This is a genomic window from Amycolatopsis sp. SID8362, from assembly GCF_010550475.1.
GTDB classification, from domain to species: Bacteria; Actinomycetota; Actinomycetes; order Mycobacteriales; family Pseudonocardiaceae; genus Amycolatopsis; species Amycolatopsis eburnea.
On record NZ_JAAGNB010001274.1, the window covers coordinates 1 to 22521 of the forward strand.

The 22521-nt window shown below is 70.8% G+C and carries 16 protein-coding genes and 2 pseudogenes; 15 read left to right on the forward strand and 3 right to left on the reverse strand.

The window, feature by feature from the left end:
• A pseudogene (locus tag G3I65_RS57795) lies at positions 1–145 on the reverse strand (lysine transporter LysE); the annotation flags it as partial.
• Positions 146–359: 214 nt separating this feature from the next.
• On the opposite strand from G3I65_RS57795, the gene G3I65_RS39410 reads away from it, so the two are divergent.
• Together G3I65_RS39410 and G3I65_RS58445 are read left to right on the forward strand one after the other, a co-directional pair.
• A complete protein-coding gene (locus G3I65_RS39410; RefSeq protein ID WP_160700596.1) occupies positions 360–1154 on the forward strand; it encodes an SDR family NAD(P)-dependent oxidoreductase in 795 nt (264 codons plus the stop codon).
• Between the two features lie 92 nt (positions 1155–1246).
• Complete coding sequence (locus G3I65_RS58445) at positions 1247–1372, forward strand: hypothetical protein (protein WP_255482007.1); 126 nt, start codon at positions 1247–1249, stop codon at positions 1370–1372.
• A gap of 8 nt (positions 1373–1380) precedes the next feature.
• Here the strand turns inward: G3I65_RS58445 and G3I65_RS39415 are convergent, their stop codons facing one another.
• Both G3I65_RS39415 and G3I65_RS39420 read right to left on the reverse strand, forming a co-directional pair.
• Entirely contained in the window at positions 1381–2835 is a 1455-nt protein-coding gene (locus tag G3I65_RS39415) for a cellulose binding domain-containing protein (RefSeq protein WP_309235936.1), read from the reverse strand.
• Between the two features lie 120 nt (positions 2836–2955).
• Positions 2956–4995: a phosphocholine-specific phospholipase C gene (locus G3I65_RS39420; RefSeq protein WP_160700597.1), complete on the reverse strand. Its 2040-nt coding sequence runs from the start codon at positions 4993–4995 to the stop codon at positions 2956–2958.
• Between the two features lie 220 nt (positions 4996–5215).
• On the opposite strand from G3I65_RS39420, the gene G3I65_RS39425 reads away from it, so the two are divergent.
• The 13 genes and pseudogenes from G3I65_RS39425 to araA all read left to right on the forward strand — a co-directional run bounded on the left by G3I65_RS39425 (position 5216) and on the right by araA (position 22520).
• Complete coding sequence (locus G3I65_RS39425; protein ID WP_160700598.1) at positions 5216–5461, forward strand: hypothetical protein; 246 nt, start codon at positions 5216–5218, stop codon at positions 5459–5461.
• 176 nt (positions 5462–5637) lie between these two features.
• Positions 5638–6474 (forward strand): annotated as a pseudogene (locus G3I65_RS39430) (family 16 glycosylhydrolase); the annotation flags it as partial.
• A gap of 567 nt (positions 6475–7041) precedes the next feature.
• Positions 7042–7968: a D-alanyl-D-alanine carboxypeptidase family protein gene (locus G3I65_RS39435; RefSeq protein ID WP_160700600.1), complete on the forward strand. Its 927-nt coding sequence runs from the start codon at positions 7042–7044 to the stop codon at positions 7966–7968.
• Positions 7969–8003: 35 nt separating this feature from the next.
• Positions 8004–8987, forward strand: coding sequence for an endonuclease/exonuclease/phosphatase family protein (locus G3I65_RS39440; RefSeq protein WP_309235937.1), 984 nt, complete (start codon positions 8004–8006; stop codon positions 8985–8987).
• 234 nt (positions 8988–9221) lie between these two features.
• Positions 9222–10265, forward strand: coding sequence for a LacI family DNA-binding transcriptional regulator (locus G3I65_RS39445; RefSeq protein ID WP_125315434.1), 1044 nt, complete (start codon positions 9222–9224; stop codon positions 10263–10265).
• 38 nt (positions 10266–10303) lie between these two features.
• Positions 10304–11323 (forward strand): ABC transporter substrate-binding protein, encoded by a 1020-nt coding sequence (locus G3I65_RS39450; protein WP_166641140.1) that lies wholly within the window; start codon positions 10304–10306, stop codon positions 11321–11323.
• A 30-nt stretch (positions 11324–11353) separates the two neighbouring features.
• Positions 11354–12847: a sugar ABC transporter ATP-binding protein gene (locus tag G3I65_RS39455; RefSeq protein ID WP_160700622.1), complete on the forward strand. Its 1494-nt coding sequence runs from the start codon at positions 11354–11356 to the stop codon at positions 12845–12847.
• Entirely contained in the window at positions 12844–13878 is a 1035-nt protein-coding gene (locus G3I65_RS39460) for an ABC transporter permease (protein ID WP_160700603.1), read from the forward strand. The genes G3I65_RS39455 and G3I65_RS39460 overlap by 4 nt, the downstream gene beginning before the upstream one ends.
• Positions 13875–14858: a galactofuranose ABC transporter, permease protein YjfF gene (gene yjfF, locus G3I65_RS39465; protein ID WP_160700604.1), complete on the forward strand. Its 984-nt coding sequence runs from the start codon at positions 13875–13877 to the stop codon at positions 14856–14858. The genes G3I65_RS39460 and yjfF overlap by 4 nt, the downstream gene beginning before the upstream one ends.
• Positions 14859–14867: 9 nt before the next feature.
• The gene (locus G3I65_RS39470; protein ID WP_160700605.1) at positions 14868–18677 is read left to right on the forward strand and encodes a LamG-like jellyroll fold domain-containing protein; all 3810 of its coding nucleotides are present in this window, start codon (positions 14868–14870) and stop codon (positions 18675–18677) included.
• Positions 18678–18700: 23 nt separating this feature from the next.
• Positions 18701–20329 carry a ribulokinase gene (gene araB, locus G3I65_RS39475; RefSeq protein ID WP_160700606.1) on the forward strand — a complete coding sequence of 543 codons (1629 nt, stop codon included), beginning with the start codon at positions 18701–18703 and terminating at the stop codon, positions 20327–20329.
• A complete protein-coding gene (locus tag G3I65_RS39480) occupies positions 20329–21006 on the forward strand; it encodes an L-ribulose-5-phosphate 4-epimerase (protein WP_125315440.1) in 678 nt (225 codons plus the stop codon). Before araB ends, G3I65_RS39480 begins: the two co-directional genes overlap by 1 nt.
• Positions 21007–21020: 14 nt before the next feature.
• Positions 21021–22520 carry an L-arabinose isomerase gene (gene araA, locus G3I65_RS39485; protein WP_160700607.1) on the forward strand — a complete coding sequence of 500 codons (1500 nt, stop codon included), beginning with the start codon at positions 21021–21023 and terminating at the stop codon, positions 22518–22520.
• Position 22521 lies beyond the last annotated feature (1 nt).

Genomic DNA, 22521 nt, shown 5'->3' on the forward strand with positions numbered 1-22521 from the left:
CGGCCGTGGCGACGCCGAGGGCGGCGGCGATGCCGGTTTTGAGCGAGGTGCGCGCGGTGAGCGCGACCAGGTAGGTGCCGACGGCACCGACCGGGATCGCGATGCCGTAGCCGGCCACCAGGCCCGCGAGCAGCGCGGCGGTCACAACGCGGGCGGGATCGGCCTCCGGGGACGGCGCTGCTGCCGGACCGGCGCGGTGGTCGCGGCGGTCGGCGGGAGCGGCGTGCGGCAGGAAGTCATGCGCAGATGGTGTAGCGGCCACCTCGGCCGGGCAACCGGTTTTCCAGCCGGTGCGCGGCGGGCGGCTGTGCTTGAATCGGCCCGGGAACAGGACGTCGAGGCGAGAGAGGGCGGGAACGATGCGGGTGGACCTGAGCGGGAAGACGGCACTGGTCACCGGGTCCACCCAGGGCATCGGCTCGGCGATCGCGGCGGGTCTCGCGGCCGCGGGCGCCCGCGTCGCGATCAACGGCCGGAGCGAAACCGGCGTGCAGAAGGCCATCGCGCGGCTGCGCGAAGACCTGCCGGACGCGGAGTTCCTCCCGGCGCCGGGCGACGTCTCGGAAGAGGCGGGCGCCGCGCAGGTCGTCGAGGAGGTGCCGGACGCCGACATCCTCGTCAACAACCTCGGCATCTTCGGCGCGCAGGAACCACTGGACATCACCGACGCCGACTGGCGCCACTACTTCGAGGTCAACGTCCTGGCCGCGGTGCGGCTCACCCGCGCCTACCTGCCCGGGATGACCGAACGCGGCTGGGGCCGGATCCAGTACATCGCCAGCGATTCCGCGATCGTGATCCCGGCCGAGATGATCCACTATGGAGTGTCGAAGACGGCGTTGCTCGGCGTCTCCCGCGGGTTCGCCAAGCACGCGGCGGGCACCGGCGTCACGGTCAACGCGGTGATCGCCGGGCCGACGCACACCGGCGGCGTCGAGGACTTCGTGTACCAGCTGGTGGGCAAGGACGTCCCGTGGGACGAGGCGCAGCGCGAGTTCATGAAGCAGTACCGGCCGCAGTCGTTGCTGCAGCGGCTGATCGAGCCCGAGGAGATCGCGCACCTGGTGGTGTACCTGAGTTCCCCGTTCGCCTCGGCCACGACCGGGGCCGCCGTGCGGGTCGACGGCGGGTACGTCGACTCCATCGTGCCCTGACCCCCGTTCCCACCCGGGGTACCCCGCGCAGGGGTCGCCCGGTCGAGCGCGCGGGGTGTCGTGATCGGCCCGCGTGGTTCATGATCGACTCCATGGACCACATCGAGACACCGGCGAAACCCGCCCGCGGCCTGCACCGGGTGCTCCTCGCGGCGGCGGCGGGCGTGGTGATCGCCGCCGCCGCGTGGGTGGCACTCTGGCTGGCCATGCACCTTTAGGGGGACCGCTACGGAGTGACCGGGATGTTCGTCAAGCCCGACTTGGCGTTCGTCACGGTGTTCGACGCGTAGACCACGTTCGGGTTCGCCGCGCACTTCGACACCGAGCTGATCTTGATCGCGTAGGCGCCGACCCCGCCGAGGTCGGACTTGTTGTTCCGCCAGACGTTCCCGCAGCCGTTGTCGAACGACGGGCTCGTGCTGGTGTTGTGGTTCTCGTAGCCGTTGGCGAACGTGCCGGGCGTTGCGAACGTGCCCGTGTTGTTCTCGATCGTATAGCCGATGCCCTTGACGTCGATCCAGGAGTCGGCCGAGTTCTCGCCGCTGATCCCGCGCCCGTCGAAGGTGTTGCCGCGGATGACCCCGTTGAAGGTGCCTTCCTTGACGTCGATCGGCTCGGCCGCGATGAACGGGCCGATGTGGTTGTCCAGCACCTGGATCCGGTCGCCGCGGTCGACGCCGCCGGAGTTGCCGTGGCAGTCCCAGTTCGAGTTGGCCGAGCCGAGGTAGACGCCCTCGCCGTAGCCGGGCTGCACGAGACCGGTGTAGGTGATCGTGGAGTTCTTCAGCACGCTGTCGGCCGACGAACGGCGGAAGTGGACCGCCTCTTCGTCGATGTGGTGCACGGTCACGCCGTCGATGGTGGTGTGCGGCGAGTCGTCGACGACGATGCCCTTTTTGGACTCCTGGACCGTGAAGCCGGTGAGGTTCCAGTACGGCGCGCCCGACAACCACAGGCCGTAGCCCGGATCCCAGCCGGCGGTGGGCGCCGGGCAGTCGGGCGCGTCACCGGACGGGCCGTCGTTGATCAGGACGGCGTTCGCGGGCCCCGAAAGGGTGATCGGCTTCGCCGCGGTGCCGGGTTTCGTCGTGATGAAGGAGCCGCGGTAGGTGCCGGCCGCCAGCTTGATCGCCTGTCCCGGCGCCGCGTTCGCCAGCGCGGCCTGCAACTGGGCGGCCGTCGAGACGTTCACGGTGTCGCCGCTGGGCGGGGGAGTGGTGGTCGTGGCCGGCGGCGGGGTGGTGGGCGTCGTCGGGGTGGTGGTGGCCTGGCCGCCGCCCGCGCACGCGACGCCGTTGACCGTGCAGCCGGTGGGGACGCCGGCGCCGGAGACGTTGAAGCCGAAGCTCACGCCGGCGCCGGCGGCGACCGTGCCGTTGAACCCGGCGTTCGTGAACTTGTAGTGCTGCCCGGTCTGCGTTTTCACCGAACTCCACGAGCCGGTCACCGCCGAGCCGGCCGGCAGGTCGAACTCGACCGTCCAGCCGGTGGCGGGCGCGTCGCCGCGGTTCGCGATCGTGTAGCCGCCGCCGTAGCCGCCGGTCCAGACCGAGGACCGCGCGAAGGTGGCGGAGAGGTTCGCCGCGGCCGCCGCCGCGGTGACCCCGCCGGTCAGGGCGAGGGCGAGCGCGGCGGCGGAAACGGTTGCGGTACCGAGGAAAACGGCACTACGTGGGGACACCAGTGGCCTCCGGGAAAAGGGGACAGCGGAGGTGTTGCGGCGTACACCCGGACGTTCCCTTTATAGGCGACCCCGGCGGAGCCCGTCAATGGGCTGAACGTCGGTCATGGATGTGAACGGCTAGCCGGTGATGCTCGGCGCGCCGGTTTCGAGGTGCCCGCTGAACCGGCGCAGGAACTTCGGGTCGGCGTCGAGCGTGGCCGACAGGTCGTACCAGCCGGACCCGTAGGCGACGGGGTTCCAGTCGTCGGTCACCGTCTGCCCGGCGGCGAGGGTGTAGGCCCACGGCCCGTCGGTGCGGTAGTGGTTGGCGGTGATCGTGAGCTTGACGGTCGTCGTGCCGCCGTTGCGCATGGTCAGCCGCAGCTTGTTTTCCGTGGTGTAGCCGCCGAGGACGTCGACGCCCGCGCCGGCGCTGTTCGCGTCCCCGGCCAGCACCCAGCGGAACCGGTTGGGCCCGTGCACCGCCACGCCGTACTTGCCGCCGCCGTAGAGCTGGATCCGCCAGGTGTCGCTGACCTGCGCCCCGGGTGCGACGTCGTAGGGCCACGGGCCGCCGGTCTGCCCGTCGTTGCGGTAGGCCATCAGCTGCACGGCCGCGGTGCCCTGGTTGGCGAACGTCGTGGTGAGGATCTTGCGGTCGGCGCTCAGCGACGTCGTGACCAGCGGCCGGTAGGGGAGCGCGCGGGCGGGCCGGGTCCCCGTCTCCTGGACCGGGACCTGCTGCGCGCCGGTGGCGGGCGGGGCGGGCTTCGGCAGCTTCGTCTGCGTGTCGTCGGCTTGCTTGCGCAGCGCTGCGGTGTCCGGCAGGAGCGGGATCTGCGTGTTCGGGGTGCCGAAGTCGAAGCACGTCATGAGGTCGCCGCAGAGTGCGCGGCGCCACGCGCTGATGTTCGGCTCGGCGACGCCGGTCCAGCGCTCCAAGAACCGGAGTACCGAAGTGTGGTCGGTGACTTCGGAACTGACCCAGCCGCCGCGGCTCCACGGCGAGATCACGGTCATCGGCACGCGCGCCCCGAGGCCGATCGGCTGCCCGCTGATGTACTCACCCGCGGTGCCGGACGGCGCGATCGGCGGGGCGACGTGGTCGAAGAAGCCGTCGTTCTCGTCGTAGTTGATGAAGACCACAGTGGACTCCCACAGCTTCGGGTTGGCCCACAAGGCGTTCAGCACGGTCTGGGTGTACGCGGCGCCGTCGACCGGCCGCGCTTCGGGGTGCTCGCAGTAGCCGTAGGGGGCGACGATCCAGGACACCTTCGGCAGCGAGCCGCTCGCGCAGTCGGCTTTGAACTCGGCGAGGACGTGGTCGACGTCCTTGCCCTGCCCCGAATCCGGGCCCCAGGTCTTGAACACGCTGGCCCGTTTGGACAGTTCGCTGGTGTAGTCCTGGTGGTAGGACTGGAAGAGCCACAGCGGGTTGTCGCCGTAGTCGCCGACGAAGGAGCCGCTCGCGTCCCCGACTTCCTTGTTGGCGTACACTTTCCACGAAACGCCGTGCTGCTGCAGGCGTTCCGGGTAGGTCGTCCAGCGGAAGACCGGCTTGTAGTCGGCGGGGTTGTAGTTCGCCGGGCCGCCCGCCTGCCCGGCGGCGTCGATGGTGCCGGTGAACAGGTAGAGCCGGTTGGGCGTGGTCGGGCCCTGCACCGAGCAGAAGTAGTGGTCGCACACCGTGAACGCGTCCGCGAGCGCCCGGTGGAACGGGATGTCGCCCTGGCCGAAGTAGCCCATGGTCAGCTCGCCCTTGGCGGGGACCCACGCGTTGTTCGCGCCGCCGGCGATCGCCTGGTGCTGGTCGGTCCAGCCGTGGCCGAGGTCGCCGAGGTCCTGACCGTCCACTTTGGCCGTGTCCACCCGGAACGGCAGGAGGTACCTGCCGTCGCTGCGCCCGGAATCGGGCTGGTGGAAGACGTCCTGGCCGTTCGGCTGGACGATCGCCGACCGGTCGCCGTAGCCCCGGACGCCCCGCATCGTGCCGTAGTAGTGGTCGAACGAACGGTTCTCCTGCATGAGGACCACGACGTGTTCGACGTCGGAAAGGCTGCCGGTGGCGCGGGGTTCGGCGAGCGCCTCGGCCATGCCGGGTGGCAGGGCGCCGAGCGCGCCGGCGGCGGCGACCCCGCCGAGGAAACTGCGTCGGGTGAGCTCGTGCGGGTCGGCCATCACGGGAGCCTCCAGGGGGACCTCGGCGGGGCAGCGCGCCCAGGGTAGGTGATCGAAGGTGTTCGAAAACACCGACGTTCGGACGTAATCCTGCACTCCGGTGTTCATCGGCTGTTCGGTTCGCGGTCCGCTCGCGTGACACTTTCCGGTGACCAGGAGCTGAACGGGAACCGGGCGGGGAATCCCGGTCAGCACGAACCCCTGACGGGAGGAGAGCACGATGAAGACCCGAATCGCTTCCCTGGCGGCGGCCGGTGCGCTCGCCGGTTCCGTGGTCGTCGCCGCGGCGGCCCCGGCATCGGCCGACCCGGTGCCGGGCAGCGCGAACCAGTTCTACGCCTACTGCTCGGTCGACCTGCTCGGCGTTCCGGTCGCCTGCACGGAAACCGACGAGGCCCACGCCACGCACATCTGCCAGTACCTGGCGACGCCGCTGGGCATCGGCCTCGACTGCATCCAGCGCTGACCGGCGCGGTTGCCCGAAAGTACCCGGTGGTCCGGACCATCGGGTACTCGTCGGAAAATGTCCGACCGGTTAGCCTTGTTCTTCGCCACCTGGCCCTCCATACTTTGTTGTGATCCACAACAAATAGGGCGCCGGTGAGCCGCCAGCCGTCGCCCGCGGAAGAAGAAGAGGCGACAATGACGTCGACCAGGATCCCCACCCGGTGGCGCCGGACGGCCCGGTTGCTGGCCGTCCCCGCCGCCCTGCTCGCGCTCGGCGCCGTGGTGGCCGCCCCGCCGAGCCAGGCCGCTTCGGTTCTCGACAGCTTCACCGACGACTTCGACGGCCCCGCGGGCAGCGGCGTCGACGGCTCGAAGTGGGTGCACGAGACCGGCGACAACGTCAACAACCACGAGCGGCAGTGGTACACCGACGGGACCGCCAACGCGGCCCTCGACGGCCAGGGCCACCTCGTGATCACCGCGAAGAAGGAGAACAGCGGCAACAACTGCTGGTACGGCGCGTGCGAGTACACCTCGGCGCGGCTGAACACCTCCGGCAAGTTCTCCACGTCGTCCGGGCACGTCGAGGCCCGGATGAAACTGCCGCGCGGGCAGGGCATGTGGCCCGCGTTCTGGATGCTGGGCACCGACATCGGCAGCGCCGGCTGGCCGAACTGCGGCGAGATCGACGTCATGGAGAACGTCGGGTTCGAGCCCACCACCGTGCACGGCACCATCCACGGCCCCGGCTACTCGGGCTCGGGCGGCATCGGAGCGGCCTACAACGGCCCGAACTTCTCCGACGACTTCCACACCTACGCCGTGGACTGGTCGACCGACCGCATCGTCTGGTCGGTCGACGGCAACGCCTACCAGACCCGCACGCCGGCCGACGTCGGCGGCAACACGTGGGCGTTCAACCACCCGTTCTTCGTAATCCTCAACCTCGCGGTCGGCGGCTACTGGCCGGGTGACCCGGACGGCAGCACGCAGTTCCCGCAGCAGCTGGTGGTCGACTACGTCCACGTGAGCTGAGCGGCCCCCGATCGGCGGGACCGGCTCGCTCCCCGTGCGCGGCGGGGAGCGGACCGGTCCCGCGTCTCTTCCCGGGCCGGGCGCGGATGCCATGAACGAGTCGTTCAGGTCGCCGGATGTCAGGGCGTCGGCAAAGTCAGGCTGGCGGCGGCCCGCGGATGCGGGACGATTCGACTTTGCCGAGCCCCTGACCCGAGACGTAGTGAGTGACTCATTCATGGCGCCCGGCGACATGAATGAGTCATTCACTACGTCCGCGCCCAGGGTCCCGGCAAAGTCGCGCCAGCGAGCGGGTGACCGGCGGCAGAGTCGCCCGGCCGTCTGGTCTGCCCGGCGCCGCGGGGATGTCGTGAATGGGTCATTCATGTCGTCTGGTGAGGTGAATGACTCATTCATGTCGTCGCGGATGGGCGGATCGGCCGTGCCGCCTGGCTTTGCCTTGGTACAGAGCTGTGACAGTCCTGGTTCAGACCTGTCGAACAACCCCGACGGGCCGGCGATCTTCCCCGGACAGAGTGACCGGAGTGCGCTCGGACGAGCGTGCCCCGGCACCCGGAGGAGACCATGGCCCGTACCCGCATCCCACCCGTCGCCGGCGGGATCGCCGCGGCGGCGGCCGTCGTCGTCGCCGTGACCTGCTGGGTGCTGTTCCCGCCGGAACTCGCCGGCCGGGCGAGCGCCGCGCGGCCCGCGATCGACCTCGCGCTGCCGTGGCCGTCGGAAGGGCAGGCCAGCGCCGAGGTGCTGGGGCTGGGTTCGCTCGGCACGCGCGGCGAGCAGGAGCCGGTGCCAATCGCGAGCGTCACCAAGGTGATGACCGCCTACGTGGTGCTGAAGGACCACCCGCTCGACGCGGGCGAGGCGGGCCCGCAGATCACCGTCGACGAGCAGGCCGAAGCCGAATCGACGTCGGCGGAGGAGTCGACGGCGCCGGTCCGCGCGGGGCGCCGGATCAGCGAGCGGGACCTGCTGGCCCTGATGCTGGTGCCGTCCGGCAACAACGTCGCCCGGCTGCTGGCCCGCTGGGACGCGGGCAGCCAGGAGGCGTTCGTCGCGAAGATGAACCGCGAGGCCGCGGCCCTCGGCATGACGAGCACGACGTACACCGGCGCTAGCGGCGTCGAGGACTCCACCACGAGCACCGCCGCCGACCAGCTGCGGCTGGCGCGCGAGGCGATGAAGATCCCGGTGCTGCGCGCGATCGTGGCGACGCCGAGCCTGCGCGTCGACGGCGTCCCGGGCACGGTGGTCAACACGAACACCCTCCTCGGCCAGGACGGCGTGATCGGCCTGAAAACGGGCTCGTCCACGGCGGCGGGCGGCGCGCTGATGTGGGCGGCGCAGGCGCCGGGCGGTGCGCTGATCCTGGGTGTGGTGCTCCACCAGAGCCCGGGCGGAAGTCCCTCGTCGGGCCTGCGGGCGGCGCTGGAGAACAGCCGCCGCCTGATCGCGGCGATCCAGCACGAGCTGCCGACGGCGGCCACCCGATGACGGCAACGGTGCAACCGGGCGACCAGAGTTCGGCGGTGACCCAGCCGCTGGGGTGGAGCGGCGGGCGACCGCCGTCCGCACCCACCTCCCGACGCCGGTCCGGAACCTGGCGTCGCGGCCGCATCATCGCCGCCCTCGCCATCCTCACCGCCCTGCTCCTCCTCGCCCACCCCCTCATCCCCAACTGGCCCGGCAACGCGGGCAGCCTCCTCGAAACCTTCCTCCCGTGGACCGGCGCCCTCGTCCTCCTCCTGCTCACCGCCGCCTTCCTGCGGCGCTCGGCGCTGGCTCTCGTCGCGCTCCTCCTCCCGACCCTGGTCTGGAGCACCGCCTTCGGCGCCAAGCTCTTCGACCACCGCGGCACCGGCGGCGACTTCACCGTCGTCTCCCACAACGTCAACGACGAAAACCCCGATCCCGCCGGCACCGCGCAGGCCCTCGCCGCCTCGAACGCGCACGTGATCGCGCTCGAGGAGCTGAAGCGGTCCGAGGTCCCGAAGTACGAAGAGGCGCTCGCCGCCCGGTATCCGCACCACAGCGTGCAAGGCACCGTCGGGGTCTGGAGCACCTTCCCGCTCCGGGACACGCGGCCGGTCGAGATCATGCCGTGGACGCGGGCGCTTCGGACCACTGTGGACACTCCGAAGGGGCCCGTCGCCCTTTTCGTCGCGCACTTGCCGTCGGTGCGGGTGCGGCTCGACTCGGGGTTCACCGCCAACGGCCGGGACGCCGCCGTCGAACGGCTCGCCGCCGATGTCGCTGCGGATTCCGCGGAAAAGATCGTGCTCGTCGGGGATTTCAACGGGACCACCGACGATCGGGCGCTCGCCCCGATCACCGCTCGCCTGAAAGCCGCCCAGGACGAGGCCGGGGACGGGTTCGGGTTCAGCTGGCCCGCGTCGCTGCCGCTGGCGCGGATCGACCAGATCTTCGTCGGCGGGGTGCGGCCGGTCGCGGCCTGGACGCTGCCCGCGACAGGGAGCGACCACCTGCCCGTGGCGGCGACCGTCGCGCTCTGATCGGGGCGCGAACATGCGCCTGAACACCGTGGTCACCGCGCACCTGGTGAATCACAAACCGGGCTTTCCGCAGGCCGGGGCCCGGATCCCGCGGCGGCGGGGAGTCCGGCGCACGTGACCACACCGTTACGCGACCCAGGGTTGACCGCGAGGGTGTTATCGCTAACACTACTCCTCGCCGTCACCGGAACAGGTGACGCACACCCAGTCGGCGCGGACGGAAAGGGGACGCCGGTGGCTGAACGACCCCGCTCCGGCGGCCCCGTGCGGGTGACCGCGGCCGGTACGCGGCAGCCGAGCCTGACCGACGTCGCCGGCGTGGCCGGTGTCTCGCACATGACCGTGTCCCGGGTGATCAACGGGACCGGCCCGGTGCGCCCGGAGACGCGGGCCCGGGTGCTCGCGGCGATCGAGGAACTGGGCTACCGGCCCAATTCCGCGGCCCGCGCGCTGGTCACCGGGCGGACCGGGACGCTCGGGGTCGTCGCGCTCGAGTCCAATCTGTACGGTCCGGCCAGCACGCTGTACGGCATCGAGAACGCCGCCCGCGAAGCCGGGTACGCGATCACGATCTCCAGCGTCAGCCGGCCGGGCCGGTCGTCGATCGCCGACGCGGTGGAGAACCTGCGCCGCCAGGCGGTCGAGGGCATCATCGTCATCGCCCCGCACGTCAGTGCGGGCCGTGCGCTGGAAGCCGCGCCCGCGGACTTCCCGGTCGTCGCCGTCGGCGGCGGGGAGACCGCGCCCGTGCCGGTCATCTCCGTCGACCAGCGCGACGGCGCCCGCCGCGCCACCGAGCACCTGCTCGCCCTCGGCCACCGCACGGTCTGGCACGTCGCCGGGCCGGAGGACTGGCTGGAGGCCCGCGACCGCGAGCTCGGCTGGCGCGAAACCCTGGAACGCCACGGGGTTCCGGCCCCGCGGGTGATCCGCGGCGACTGGAGCTCGCGGTCGGGCTACGAGGCGGGGCGATCCCTCGCCAAGGAACCGAAGCTGGACGCCGTTTTCGCCGGCAACGACCAGATGGCGCTCGGCTTGCTGCGCGCGTTCGCCGAAGCGGGCGTTTCGGTGCCGCGCGACGTGCGCGTCGCGGGCTTCGACGACGTGCCCGAGGCGGCGTACTTCACGCCGCCGCTCACGACGGTGCGCCAGGACTTCATCGAAGTCGGCAGGCGCACGTTCGGCCTGCTCACCCAGCGGATGGACGGGGGCGACCGGCACGCGCGCGCCCTGGTCGTGCCCGAGCTGATCGTCCGCGAAAGCACCGGGCCGCGTTAGCACGGCGAACGCGCCCGGCCCGAGAAGAACCCCTCTGAATGTTAACGCTAACAGATTTGATCACCGTCGATCGAGGAGTGAACGTGCTGAAGAAGCGATGGGCCGCCGCGGCGGCCGCGGCGGCCGGACTCGTGCTGCTCACCGCCTGCGGGAGCGGTGGCTCCTCCGGTGGCTCCGGTGGGGCGGTCACGCTCGGCTTCGCCCAGGTGGGAGCCGAAAGCGGCTGGCGGACGGCGAACACGAAGTCGATCCAGGAATCGGCCAAGACCGCGGGCATCGAGCTGAAGTTCTCCGACGCGCAGCAGAAGCAGGAGAACCAGATCTCCGCCATCCGCTCCTACATCCAGCAGAAGGTCAAGGTCATCGCCTTCTCGCCGGTGGTGGAGTCCGGCTGGGACACCGTGCTCAAGGAAGCCAAGACGGCCAACATCCCGGTCATCCTCACCGACCGCGCGATCGACTCGCCGGACAAGTCGCTCTACAAGACCTTCCTCGGCTCCGACTTCATCGCCGAGGGCAAGAAGGCGGGGGAGTGGCTGACCAAGGAGTTCGGCAGCGCCACCGGCCAGGTCAACATCGTCGAACTGCAGGGCACCACCGGGTCCGCCCCGGCCAACGACCGCAAGAAGGGCTTCGCGGACGTCATCGCGGCGGACCCGAAGTACAAGATCGTCGCCTCGCAGACCGGTGAGTTCACCCGCGCCAAGGGCAAGGAGGTCATGGAGGCCTTCCTGAAGTCCCAGCCCAAGATCGACGTCCTCTACGCGCACAACGACGACATGGCGCTCGGCGCCATCGAGGCGATCGAAGCCGCGGGCAAGGTCCCGGGCAAGGACATCAAGATCGTCTCGGTCGACGGCGTCAAGGACGCGCTGACCGCATTGGCCGACGGCAAGATCAACCACGTCGTCGAGTGCAACCCGCTCCTCGGCCCGCAGCTGATGGACCTGGTGAAGAAGGTCGCCGCCGGCGAGCAGGTGCCCGCCCGCATCGAGACCCAGGAAACCGAGTTCGACCAGGCGTCGGCGAAGGCCGCCCTGCCGCAGCGGCAGTACTGAGAGGTCCCCGTGTCCACCGAAATCCTGACCATGACCGGGATCCGCAAGGAGTTCCCCGGCGTCCTCGCCCTCGACGGCGTCGGCTTCCGCCTGTTCCCCGGCGAAGTCCACGCGCTGATGGGGGAGAACGGCGCCGGCAAGTCCACCCTGATCAAGGTGCTGACCGGGGTGTACGGCGTGGACGCGGGCACGATCACCCTCGCCGGGACCGCCGTGTCCTTCGGCGGCCCCGGCGAGGCCCAGCAGGCCGGCATCAGCACGGTCTACCAGGAGGTCAACCTCTGCCCGAACCTGTCCGTGGCGGAGAACGTCTGCCTCGGCCGGGAACCCCGCCGCTTCGGCCGCATCCAGTGGGGCCCGATGCGGCGGCGGGCCGAGGAGCTCCTCGCCCGGCTGGACGTCCACGTGGACGTCTCGGCCGAGCTGAGCACCTGCTCCATCGCGGTGCAGCAGCTGGTCGCGATCGCCCGCGCGCTCGACGTCGACGCGCGGGTGCTCGTCCTCGACGAGCCGACGTCCAGTTTGGACGCCGGCGAGGTCGAGCAGCTGCTGAAGGTCGTCCGGTCCCTGCGCGAGCAGGGCCTGGCGATCCTGTTCGTCTCCCACTTCATCGACCAGGTCTTCGCCGTCGCGGACCGGATGACCGTGCTGCGCAACGGAAAGCTGATCGGCGAGTACCGCACCGCGGACATCACACCGGTCGAGCTGGTCACCAAGATGATCGGCAAGGAACTGCAGGTCCTCGAGGACTTGGAGGACTCCGGGCCGACCCGGGCCGAGGTCGCGGACGCGCCGGTGCTCCTGTCCGCCGCGGACCTGGGGCGCAAGGGCGGCGTCGAGCCGTTCAGCCTCGACGTCCACGCCGGCGAGGTCGTCGGCCTCGCCGGGCTCCTGGGCTCGGGCCGCACCGAGCTGGCCCGGCTGCTCTTCGGCGCCGACCACGCCGACAGCGGTTCCGTGCGGATCGACGGCGACCCGGCGAACCTGCGCACCCCGCGCGCCGGGCTCGACCACCGGATCGCGTTCTGCTCGGAAAACCGCAAGACCGAAGGCCTTGTCGAAGAACTGACCGTCCGGGAGAACATCGTCCTCGCGCTCCAGGCCTCACGCGGCTGGGCGCGGCCGCTGTCCCGGCGCCGTCAGGACGAGATCGCCGACAAGTACATCAAGGCGCTGGACATCCGGCCCGCCAACCCGGAAGCGCTGGTGGGCAACCTGTCCGGCGGGAACCAGCAGAAGGTGCTCCTGGCCCGCTGGCTCATCACCGAACCGCGCCTGCTGATCCTCGACGAGCCGACCCGCGGCATCGACATCGGCGCGAAGACGGAGATCCAGCGGCTGGTCACCCAGCTGTCCGCCGAGGGGATGGCCGTGCTGTTCATCTCCGCCGAACTCGACGAGGTGCTGCGGCTGAGCCACCGGGTCGTCGTGCTGCGCGACCGGAAAGTCGTGGCCCAGCGCGAAAACCAGGGACTCACCGCGGACGACGTGATGGCCACGATGGCCGAGGGAGCCGTCTCATGACCAAGCACCGGTTGTTCTGGCCCGTGGTGGCGCTGCTCGCGCTGCTGCTGGGCGACCTGATCGCGAGCCCCGCGTTCTTCTCGATCGAACTGCGCGACGGTCACCTCTACGGGAACCTCGTCGACATCCTGAAGAACGGCGCCCCGCTGATCCTCATCGCGATCGGCATGACGCTCGTCATCGCCACCCGCGGCATCGACCTCTCGGTCGGCGCGGTCGTCGCGATCAGCGGCTCGCTCGCGTGCCTGTGGATCGCCGACCACCCCGACGGCGTCGGTGCCACGCTCGTCGCGGTCGGGCTCGCGCTCGGGCTGTCGCTGGTGCTCGGGGTGTGGAACGGCTGGCTCGTCGCCCAGCTGGGCATCCAGCCGATCATCGCGACGCTCATCCTGATGGTCGCCGGCCGCGGGATCGCGCAGCTGATCTCCGGCGGGCAGATCATCACGATCAACTCCGCCCCGTACGAATGGATCGGCAGCGGGTTCGTGTTCACCCTGCCCAGCGCGATCCTCATCGCGCTGGCCCTGTTCGTGCTCGCGTCGCTGCTGGTCCGCCGCTCGGCCCTCGGGCTGCTCGTCGAAGCCGTCGGCGGGAACCCCGAAGCCAGCCGGCTGGCGGGGCTTCGGTCGGCCCGGCTGACCTGGCTCGTCTACGTCTTCTGCGCGCTGTGCGCGGGCATCGCCGGGCTGATGATCAGCGCGAACGTGCACAGCGCCGACGCCAACAACGCCGGGCTGTTCATCGAGCTCGATGCGATCCTCGCGGTCGTCATCGGCGGCACGCAGCTGACCGGCGGCCGGTTCTCCCTCGCCGGCTCGGTGCTCGGTGCGCTGCTCATCCAGACGCTGACCACCACCGTGTACGCCCTCGGGATCCCGCCCAAGGCGATCATGCTGTTCAAGGCCGTGGTCGTGCTCGCGGTGTGCCTGCTGCAGTCGCCCGCGTTCCGCCGCAAGCTCCGCCGCCGCAAGGCCCGCCCGGCCGCGCCGGCTCCCGCGTCCGCTCCGGAGAAGGTGGAGGTCACGGCGTGACCACGCTCACCCGCATCAAGGGTTACCGGCCGCAGCAGCGGCACCTCCCGATCCTCGCCACGATGGCGCTGCTCATCGGCGCCTACATCTTCGGCGCGGCCAGCTACGACGCCTTCGGGTCCGGGCAGGTCGTGCTCGACCTGTTCATCAACAACGCCTTCCTGCTCGTGGTCGCGGTCGGGATGACGTTCGTGATCCTCACCGGCGGCATCGACCTGTCGGTCGGCTCGGTCGTCGCACTGTCCACAGTGGTCTCCGGCGACCTGATGCAGAAGCACGGCTGGTCCGCGTACGCGGCGATCGCCGTGGTGCTGGTGATCGGCGCCCTGCTCGGCGCCGGGATGGGCGCGCTCATCCACTTCTTCGAGATCCAGCCGTTCATCGCCACGCTGATCGGGATGTTCTTCGCCCGCGGGCTCTGCTACACGATCAGCACCGAGGCGTACTCGATCGACAACCCGACGATCGCCACCCTCGCCCAGACGCAGATCCCGCTGGGCGGGGAACTGCACATCTCGATCAGCGTGGTCGTCGCGCTGGTCGTCGTCCTCGCGGCGGTGTACGTCCTGGCCTTCACCCGGTTCGGGCGCACGGTCTACTCGATCGGCGGCAACGCGCAGTCCGCGATGCTGATGGGCCTCAAGACCGGCCGCACGAAGATCGCCGTCTACACGATCAGCGGGTTCTGCTCGGCGCTCGGCGGGCTGCTCCTCGTGCTGTACAAGTCTTCCGGCGACCCGCTCAACGGCGTCGGCCTCGAGCTGACCGCGATCGCCGCGGTCGTCATCGGCGGCACCATCCTCACCGGCGGTTCCGGCTACGTGCTGGGCACCGTGCTCGGGATCATGGTGCTGGGCATCATCCAGACGCTGATCACCTTCGACGGCACCCTCAACTCCTGGTGGACCTCGATCATCACCGGAGCCCTCCTCTTCGTCTTCATCGTCCTCCAACGCCTCGTCACCCGACGGACCCGCTGAAGGAGAGTCATGCTCCCCAGAATCCGCCGTCCCCTGGCCGTGCTCGCGGCCCTCACCCTGTTCTCGGCCCTGCCCGTGACCACCGCCGCGGCCGGCCCCGAACCGGGGCTGGTCGGGCACTGGACGTTCGACGACGGCAGCGGGAGCACCGCCGCCGACACCGCGGGCGACCACCCCGCGACGCTCAACGCCGGCGCCGGCTGGGGCCCCGGAATCCGCGGTGGTGCCTTGACCACCGACGGCACCAGCGGCTTCGCCGACGCCGGCGCACCCGTGCTGGACACCACCAAGAGCTTCTCGGTGAGCAGCTGGGTCAAGCTCGACAAGACGTCGGGCTTCCAGACGTTCGTCAGCGTCGACGGCACCCAGGTCAGCAACTTCTTCCTGCAGTTCCGCGACGACTCGCGCCGCTTCGCCTTCACCCGCCTGGCCGGGGACGCCCCGGCCGACGGCGTCGTCGCCGGCGCGAACTTCGACCCGGTCGCCGGCCAGTGGTACCAGCTGACCGGCGTGTTCGACGCCGCCGCGTCAACGCTGTCGCTGTACGTCGACGGCACCCGCCAGACCACCGTCGCCGCGCCCGCGGGCTGGGCCGGCACCGGCCACCTGGTGATCGGCCGCGGCAAGTACGGCGGCAACCCGGTGGACTACGTCGACGGCTCGATCGACGACGTCCGCGCCTACGCGGGCGCGCTGACCCCGGCCGACGCCGCCCGCCTGGCCATCGCCGGGCACTGGACCCTCGACGAAGGCACCGGCACCACCGCGGCCGACGACTCCCTCGACGCGCGCACCGCCACCCTCACCGGCGGCGCGACCTGGGGTGACGGCGTCGTCGGCCCGCACGGCGCGGTGCTCAACGGCACCGATGCCGCGATCGACGCCCCGGCGCCGGTCGTCGACACCGCGCAGAGCTTCTCGGTGTCCGCGTGGGTCAAGCCGACCGCGGCCACCGGCTTCCGCACCGCCGTGAGCGTCGACGGCTCGGCGATCAGCGGCTTCTACCTCCAGCGCGCGGCCGACGGCCGGTTCGCCTTCACCCGCCGCGCGGGCGACGGCGACACGGCGTCGTCGTCGGCGGTGTCCACGCTGCCCGCGCAGGCCGACCAGTGGCAGCACGTCGTCGGTGTCTACAACCGCGCGGCGGGCACGCTTTCCCTGTACGTCAACGGAACCCTGCAGCAGAGCGTCCCGTTCACCACGCCGTGGACCGCCTCCGGGCACCTCGTGATCGGGCGGGGCAAGTGGGCGGGCGCTCCGGCCGACTGGTTCGCCGGGGGAGTGGACGACGTCCGCGCGTACCCGACCCCGCTGGCCGCCTCCGCCGTCGCCTCGCTGGCCGCGAGCGGATCGTGGCACTTCGACGAAGGCGCCGGCACGGTCGCACGTGACTCGAGCGCCAACGCGGCCGACGGCACCCTTCGCGGGGCGACGTGGACCGCAGGCGCGGCGGGCAAAGCTGTCCAGCTCGACGGAAAGTCCACTGTGGACATGGGCACCTCGCCCGCGTTCGACACCGGCACCGGCTCGCTCTCCCTGGCCGCCTGGTTCCGCACCACCGCGGACGGCACCCTCGTCGACCACGGCGACGGCTACGCTCTCGGCGTCACCGGCGGCAAGCTGACCGCCCGGGTCGGCACGATCCAGGTGACCACCACCGGCGGCGGCCTCGCCGACGGCAACTGGCACCACGCCGCCCTCGTCCTCGACCGGGCCTCGCAACGCCTGACCGTCTATGCCGACGGCGACGCGGCCGCGGTCACCAGCACCTGCGGCACCCCGACGGGCACCACGCTCGACGTCTCCGCCTGCCCGGCCTCGGGCACCGCCGCCGCGCCGCTGACCGTCGGATCCGGGTTCACCGGCGCCGTCGACGAACTCGAACTGCGCCGCTTCCCGCTCACCGCGGCCCAGATCGGCACCCTCGCGGGCGCCAACCAGCTCGCGGTCGACGCCAACGTCGTCCGCGCCAACACCCGCCCGACCACGTACGGCTCGATCCTCGAAGACATCAGCCACTCCGTCGAAGGCGGGCTCTACGCGGAACTCGTCCGCAACCGCACCTTCAAGGAGGCCTACCAGCGCGGCAGCGGCGCGGGCGACACCCCGGTCCCGTACTGGTCGCTCGTCACCTCGCCAGGTGCGACCGGCACCTACGCCATCGACACCGCCACCCCGCTCAACACCGCCCTCGACCGCTCGCTCAAGCTGCACGCCGATGCGGTCCCGGCCGGTGGTCGCGTCGCCGCGGCCAACGTCGGCTACTACGGCGTCGCCGCGAAACCGTCCACCAAGTACACGGGCAGCTTCTTCGGCAAGGGCACGTGGACCGGCGCGGTCCGCGTCAGCCTGGAGAAGCCCGACGGCACGGTCCTGGCGAGCAAGGACGTCCAGCCGGTCGGCGCCGCGTGGGCGCAGCAGACGTTCAGTTTCACCACGCCGTCGACGATCACCGCGTCGACCGACAACCGGATCGTGGTCTCCCTGGTCAACAAGGGGAAGACGGCGCTGACCGGCGACGCCTGGTTCCAGCAGGTGTCGCTGTTCCCGCCCACCTTCAAGAACCACGGCGTCCGCCTCGACCTCGGGCAGAAGCTCGCGGCCATGAAGCTCGGCCTGTTCCGCGTCCCCGGTGGCAACTACCTCGAGGGCAACACCCTCGACACCCGGTTCGCCTGGAAGAACACCATCGGCAAGCCGGAGGAGCGGCCCGGCCACCAGAACACCGCGTGGGGCTACTGGTCCACCGACGGCTTCGGCATCCTCGACTACCTCAAGCTCTCCGAGGACATCGGCGCCCAGCCGCTGCTGGCCCTGTTCGCCGGCTACACGCTCAACGGCCAGCACGTCGACCAGGCCGACTACCCGCAGTACGTCCAGGAAGCCCTCGACGAGATCGAGTACGCCATCGGCGACGCCACCACGACGTGGGGCGCGAAGCGGGTCGCCGACGGGCACCCGGCGCCGTTCGACCTGCACTACGTCGAGGTCGGCAACGAGGACTGGTTCGACGGCTCGGGCAGCTACGCCTGGCGGTTCACCGACATGTACAACGCCATCAAGGCGAAGTACCCGCAGCTGACGGTCATCGCGACGACCGGCGGCCTGCAGGGCGGGTCCGCGTCGAGCACCTCGACCGGGGTGCGCCCGGACGCCGCGGACGACCACTACTACCAGTCCCCGCAGTGGTTCACCGACAACTCGACCCGCTACGACACCGCGGACCGCTCCGGCCCGGACATCCTCGTCGGCGAGTACGGCGCCCAGGACGGCCGGCCCACCGGCACCCTGGCCGCCGCGATCGGCGAAGCCGCGTTCCTCACCGGGCTCGAACGCAACAGCGACGTCGTGATCGGCTCGATGTACGCGCCGGTGCTGGTGCAGGAGAACCAGTCGAACTGGCCGGTCAACCTGATCGGCTTCGACGCCGGGACGAGCTACGCCTCGCCGTCGTACTGGGTGCAGCAGATGTTCTCCAGCACGCTGGGCAAGCAGATCGTGACCAGCCGCCTCAACCAGGGCAGCCCGCTGCGGCAGGTGGTCAACGTGACCACCAAGAACGGCCGGAAGACGTTCACGGTCAAGCTCGTCAACCCGACCGGCCAGGTGCAGACGGCGCGGCTGGCGCTCACCGGCGTCACCGCGGTCGACGGCACCGGGACGCTCACCACGCTCACCGGCGACCCGGCGGGCCGCAACAGCCTCGCGGCACCGGCCGCCATCGTGCCGCAGACCAGGGAGATCACCGGGCTGGCGGCGACGTCGAAGCTGACCCTGCCCGCCAACTCCGTGACCACCCTGGTCATCACCGGCCGCTGAACAACACCAGGAGAGAGGACACCGTGGGACAACCACTAACCGTCGGCGTCGATTTCGGCACGCTGTCGGGCCGCGCCGTGGTCGTGCGCGTGGCGGACGGCGCCGAGCTGGGCAGCGCGGTCTTCGAATACCCGCACGGGGTGCTCGACGAGACGCTGCCCGCCACCGGTCGCCCGCTGCCGCCGGACTGGGCGCTGCAGGTGCCCGCGGACTACGTCGGAGTGCTCCGCACCGCCGTCCCGGCCGCGCTCACCGCGGCCGGGGCGGACCCGGCCGACGTCATCGGCATCGCCACCGACTTCACCGCCTGCACCATGGTGCCGACCACCGCGGACGGCACCCCGCTGTGCGAGCTGCCCGAGTTCGAAGGCGACCCGCACGCGTACGTCAAGCTCTGGAAGCACCACTCGGCCCAGCCACAGGCGGACCGGATCAACGAGCTGGCCCGCACCCGCGGCGAGAAGTGGCTGCCGCGCTACGGCGGGCTGATCTCCTCGGAGTGGGAGTTCGCCAAGGGACTCCAGGTGTTCGAAGAGGCACCCGAGGTCTACGCCGCGATGCGGTACTGGGTCGAGGCGGCCGACTGGATCGTCTGGCAGCTGACCGGGACGTACGTCCGCAACGCCTGCACCGCCGGGTACAAGGGCATCCTGCAGGACGGCGAGTACCCGAGCCGCGACTTCCTCCGCGAACTGGCGCCCGGCTTCGAGTCCTTCGTGGCCGACAAGCTCGAACACCCGCTGGGCCAGCTGGGTGCCCGCGCGGGGTCGCTGTCCGCCGAAGCCGCGGAATGGACCGGCCTGCCCGAGGGCATCGCCGTGGCCGTTGGCAACGTTGACGCCCACGTCACCGCGCCCGCCGCGAACGCCGTCGAACCCGGCCAGATGGTCGCCATCATGGGCACCTCGACGTGCCACGTGATGAACGGTGCCGAGCTGCGCGAAGTCCCCGGCATGTGCGGGGTCGTCGACGGCGGGATCGTCTCCGGCCTCTGGGGCTACGAAGCCGGGCAGAGCGGCGTCGGCGACATTTTCGGCTGGTTCACCGAGCACTTCGCCCAGGACGGTCACGAGCAGCTCACCCGGCTGGCCGCGCAGCAGGAGATCGGCGAACACGGCCTCGTCGCGTTGGACTGGCACAGCGGCAACCGGTCGGTGCTCGTCGACCACGAGCTGTCCGGCGTCATCGTCGGCCAGACCCTCGCCACCCGCGCCGAGGACGTCTACCGCGCGCTGCTGGAGGCCACGGCGTTCGGCACCCGCAAGATCATCGAGACGTTCGGCGAGGCCGGCGTGCCGGTCACCGAGCTGATCATCGCCGGCGGCCTGGTGAAGAACGCGCTGCTCATGCAGATCTACGCCGACGTCACCAACCTCCCGCTGTCGGTCATCGGCTCCGAGCAGGGACCCGCGCTCGGCTCGGCCATCCACGCGGCCGTCGCCGCCGGCGCCTACCCGGACATCCGCGCGGCCGCCGCCGCGATGGGCTCGGTCGAGCGCGCGGTCTACCGGCCGGTGCCCGCGCACGTCGTCGCCTACGACGAGCTGTACGCCGAGTACACGACGTTGCACGACTACTTCGGCCGGGGCGGCAACGATGTCATGCACCGCCTGGCCGCCCGCCGCCGCGCAGTCGCGAAAGGACGGTCCTGATGTCCCTGACCGGTGAAGTGCTCGACACCGTCGCCGAACTGCGGGACACCGTGGCGAAGCTGCACGGCGAACTGACCCGCAACGAGCTGGTCATCTGGACCGCGGGCAACGTCTCGGCCCGGGTCCCCGGCCGCGACCTGCTGGTGATCAAGCCCTCGGGGGTGTCCTACGACAACCTGTCCGCGGACACCATGGTCGTCACCGACCTGCACGGCGAGCTCGTCGAGGGCGACCTCGCGCCGTCGTCGGACACGGCCGCCCACGCCTACGTCTACCGGCACATGCCCGAGATCGGCGGCGTCGTCCACACGCACTCGACGTACGCCACGGCGTGGGCCGCGCGCGGTGAGCCGATCCCGTGCGTGCTCACGATGATCGCCGACGAGTTCGGCGGCGAGATCCCGGTCGGGCCGTTCGCCCTGATCGGCGACGACTCCATCGGCCGCGGCATCGTCGAAACGCTTCGCGCGAGCCGGTCGCCGGCCGTGCTGATGCGCAACCACGGCCCGTTCACCGTCGGCCGCACCGCCCGCGACGCGGTCAAGGCCGCCGTGATGGTCGAGGACGTGGCCCGCACCGTCCACAAGGCATTCGAGCTGGGCACGCCCGAACCCCTGCCGCCCGAAGACGTCGACCGGCTCTACGCCCGGTACCAGAACGTCTACGGCCAGCACTGATACCGAGGAGAACGATGACCCGCGCGTCGAAACCCCAGCTCTGGTTCCTCACCGGGAGCCAGGCCCTCTACGGCGAGGAGACCCTGGAACAGGTCGCCGGCCAGTCCCTGCGGATCCAGCAGCTCCTGGCCGCGTCCGGCGGGCTCCCCGCCGAGATCGTCGGCAAGCCGGTGCTGACCGAAGCCGCGTCGATCCGGCGTGTGCTGCAGGAGGCCAACTCCGACGCCGCGTGCGTCGGCGTGATCGCGTGGATGCACACCTTCTCGCCCGCGAAGATGTGGATCACCGGGCTGGACGCGCTGCGCAAGCCGCTGCTGCACCTGCACACCCAGCTCAACGAAGCCCTGCCGTGGTCGACCATCGACATGGACTTCATGAACCTCAACCAGGCCGCCCACGGCGACCGCGAGTTCGGGTTCATCCAGACGCGCCTCGGCGTGCCGCGCAAGACCGTCGCCGGGCACGTGTCGGACCCGGCCGTCGTCGCGCGGATCGACGCGTGGGCGCGCGCCGCGATCGGCGCCGACCACCTGCGCAACCTGCGGCTGGCCCGGTTCGGCGACAACATGCGCGACGTCGCAGTCACCGAAGGGGACAAGGTCGAGGCCGAGCTGCGGTTCGGTGTCTCGGTCAACACCTACGGCGTCAACGACCTGGTCGAGGTCGTCGATCAGGTGTCCGATGTGGACTCCCTGGTGGCTCAGTACGCCGAGGATTACAACGTTGTCCCGGACCTGGCGGCCGGGGGAGCGCGGCACGAGTCGCTGCGGTACGCGGCGAAGATCGAAGCCGGGCTGCGGAAGTTCCTCACCGACGGCGGGTTCGGCGCGTTCACCACGAACTTCGAGGACCTGGGCGGTCTGCGCCAGCTGCCCGGCCTGGCCGTGCAGCGGCTCATGGCCGACGGCTACGGCTTCGGCGGCGAAGGCGACTGGAAGACCTCGGCGCTGCTAGCCGCGGTCAAGGCGATGGGTGTCGGGTCCGACCGGGGAACGTCGTTCATGGAGGACTACACCTACCACTTCGGACCGGGCACGCCGAAGATCCTCGGCGCCCACATGCTCGAAGTCTGCCCGAGCATCGCCGCCGCGAAGCCGTCGTGCGAGATCCACGCGCTGGGCATCGGCGGCCGCGAGGACCCGGTCCGGCTGGTGTTCGACGCGGCACCCGGCCCCGGCGTCACCCTCGGCCTGGTCGACCTCGGCGACCGGTTCCGCCTGGTGGCCAACGAGATCGAGGTCGTCGAGCCGGACGAGCCGCTGCCGAACCTGCCCGTGGCGCGGGCGGTCTGGGAGCCGGCGCCGTCGCTGTCGACGTCCGCGGAGTCGTGGATCACCGCCGGCGGCCCGCACCACACCGTGCTCACCCAGGCCGTCAGCACGGAGTCCCTTCGCGACTTCGCGAACCTGCTCGGTGTCGAGCTGCTGGTGATCGACTCCGACACCACGCCGCACGGCTTCGCCGACCGCATCCGCTGGAACCAGGCCTACCACCGGCTCGCCCAGGGTTTCTGAG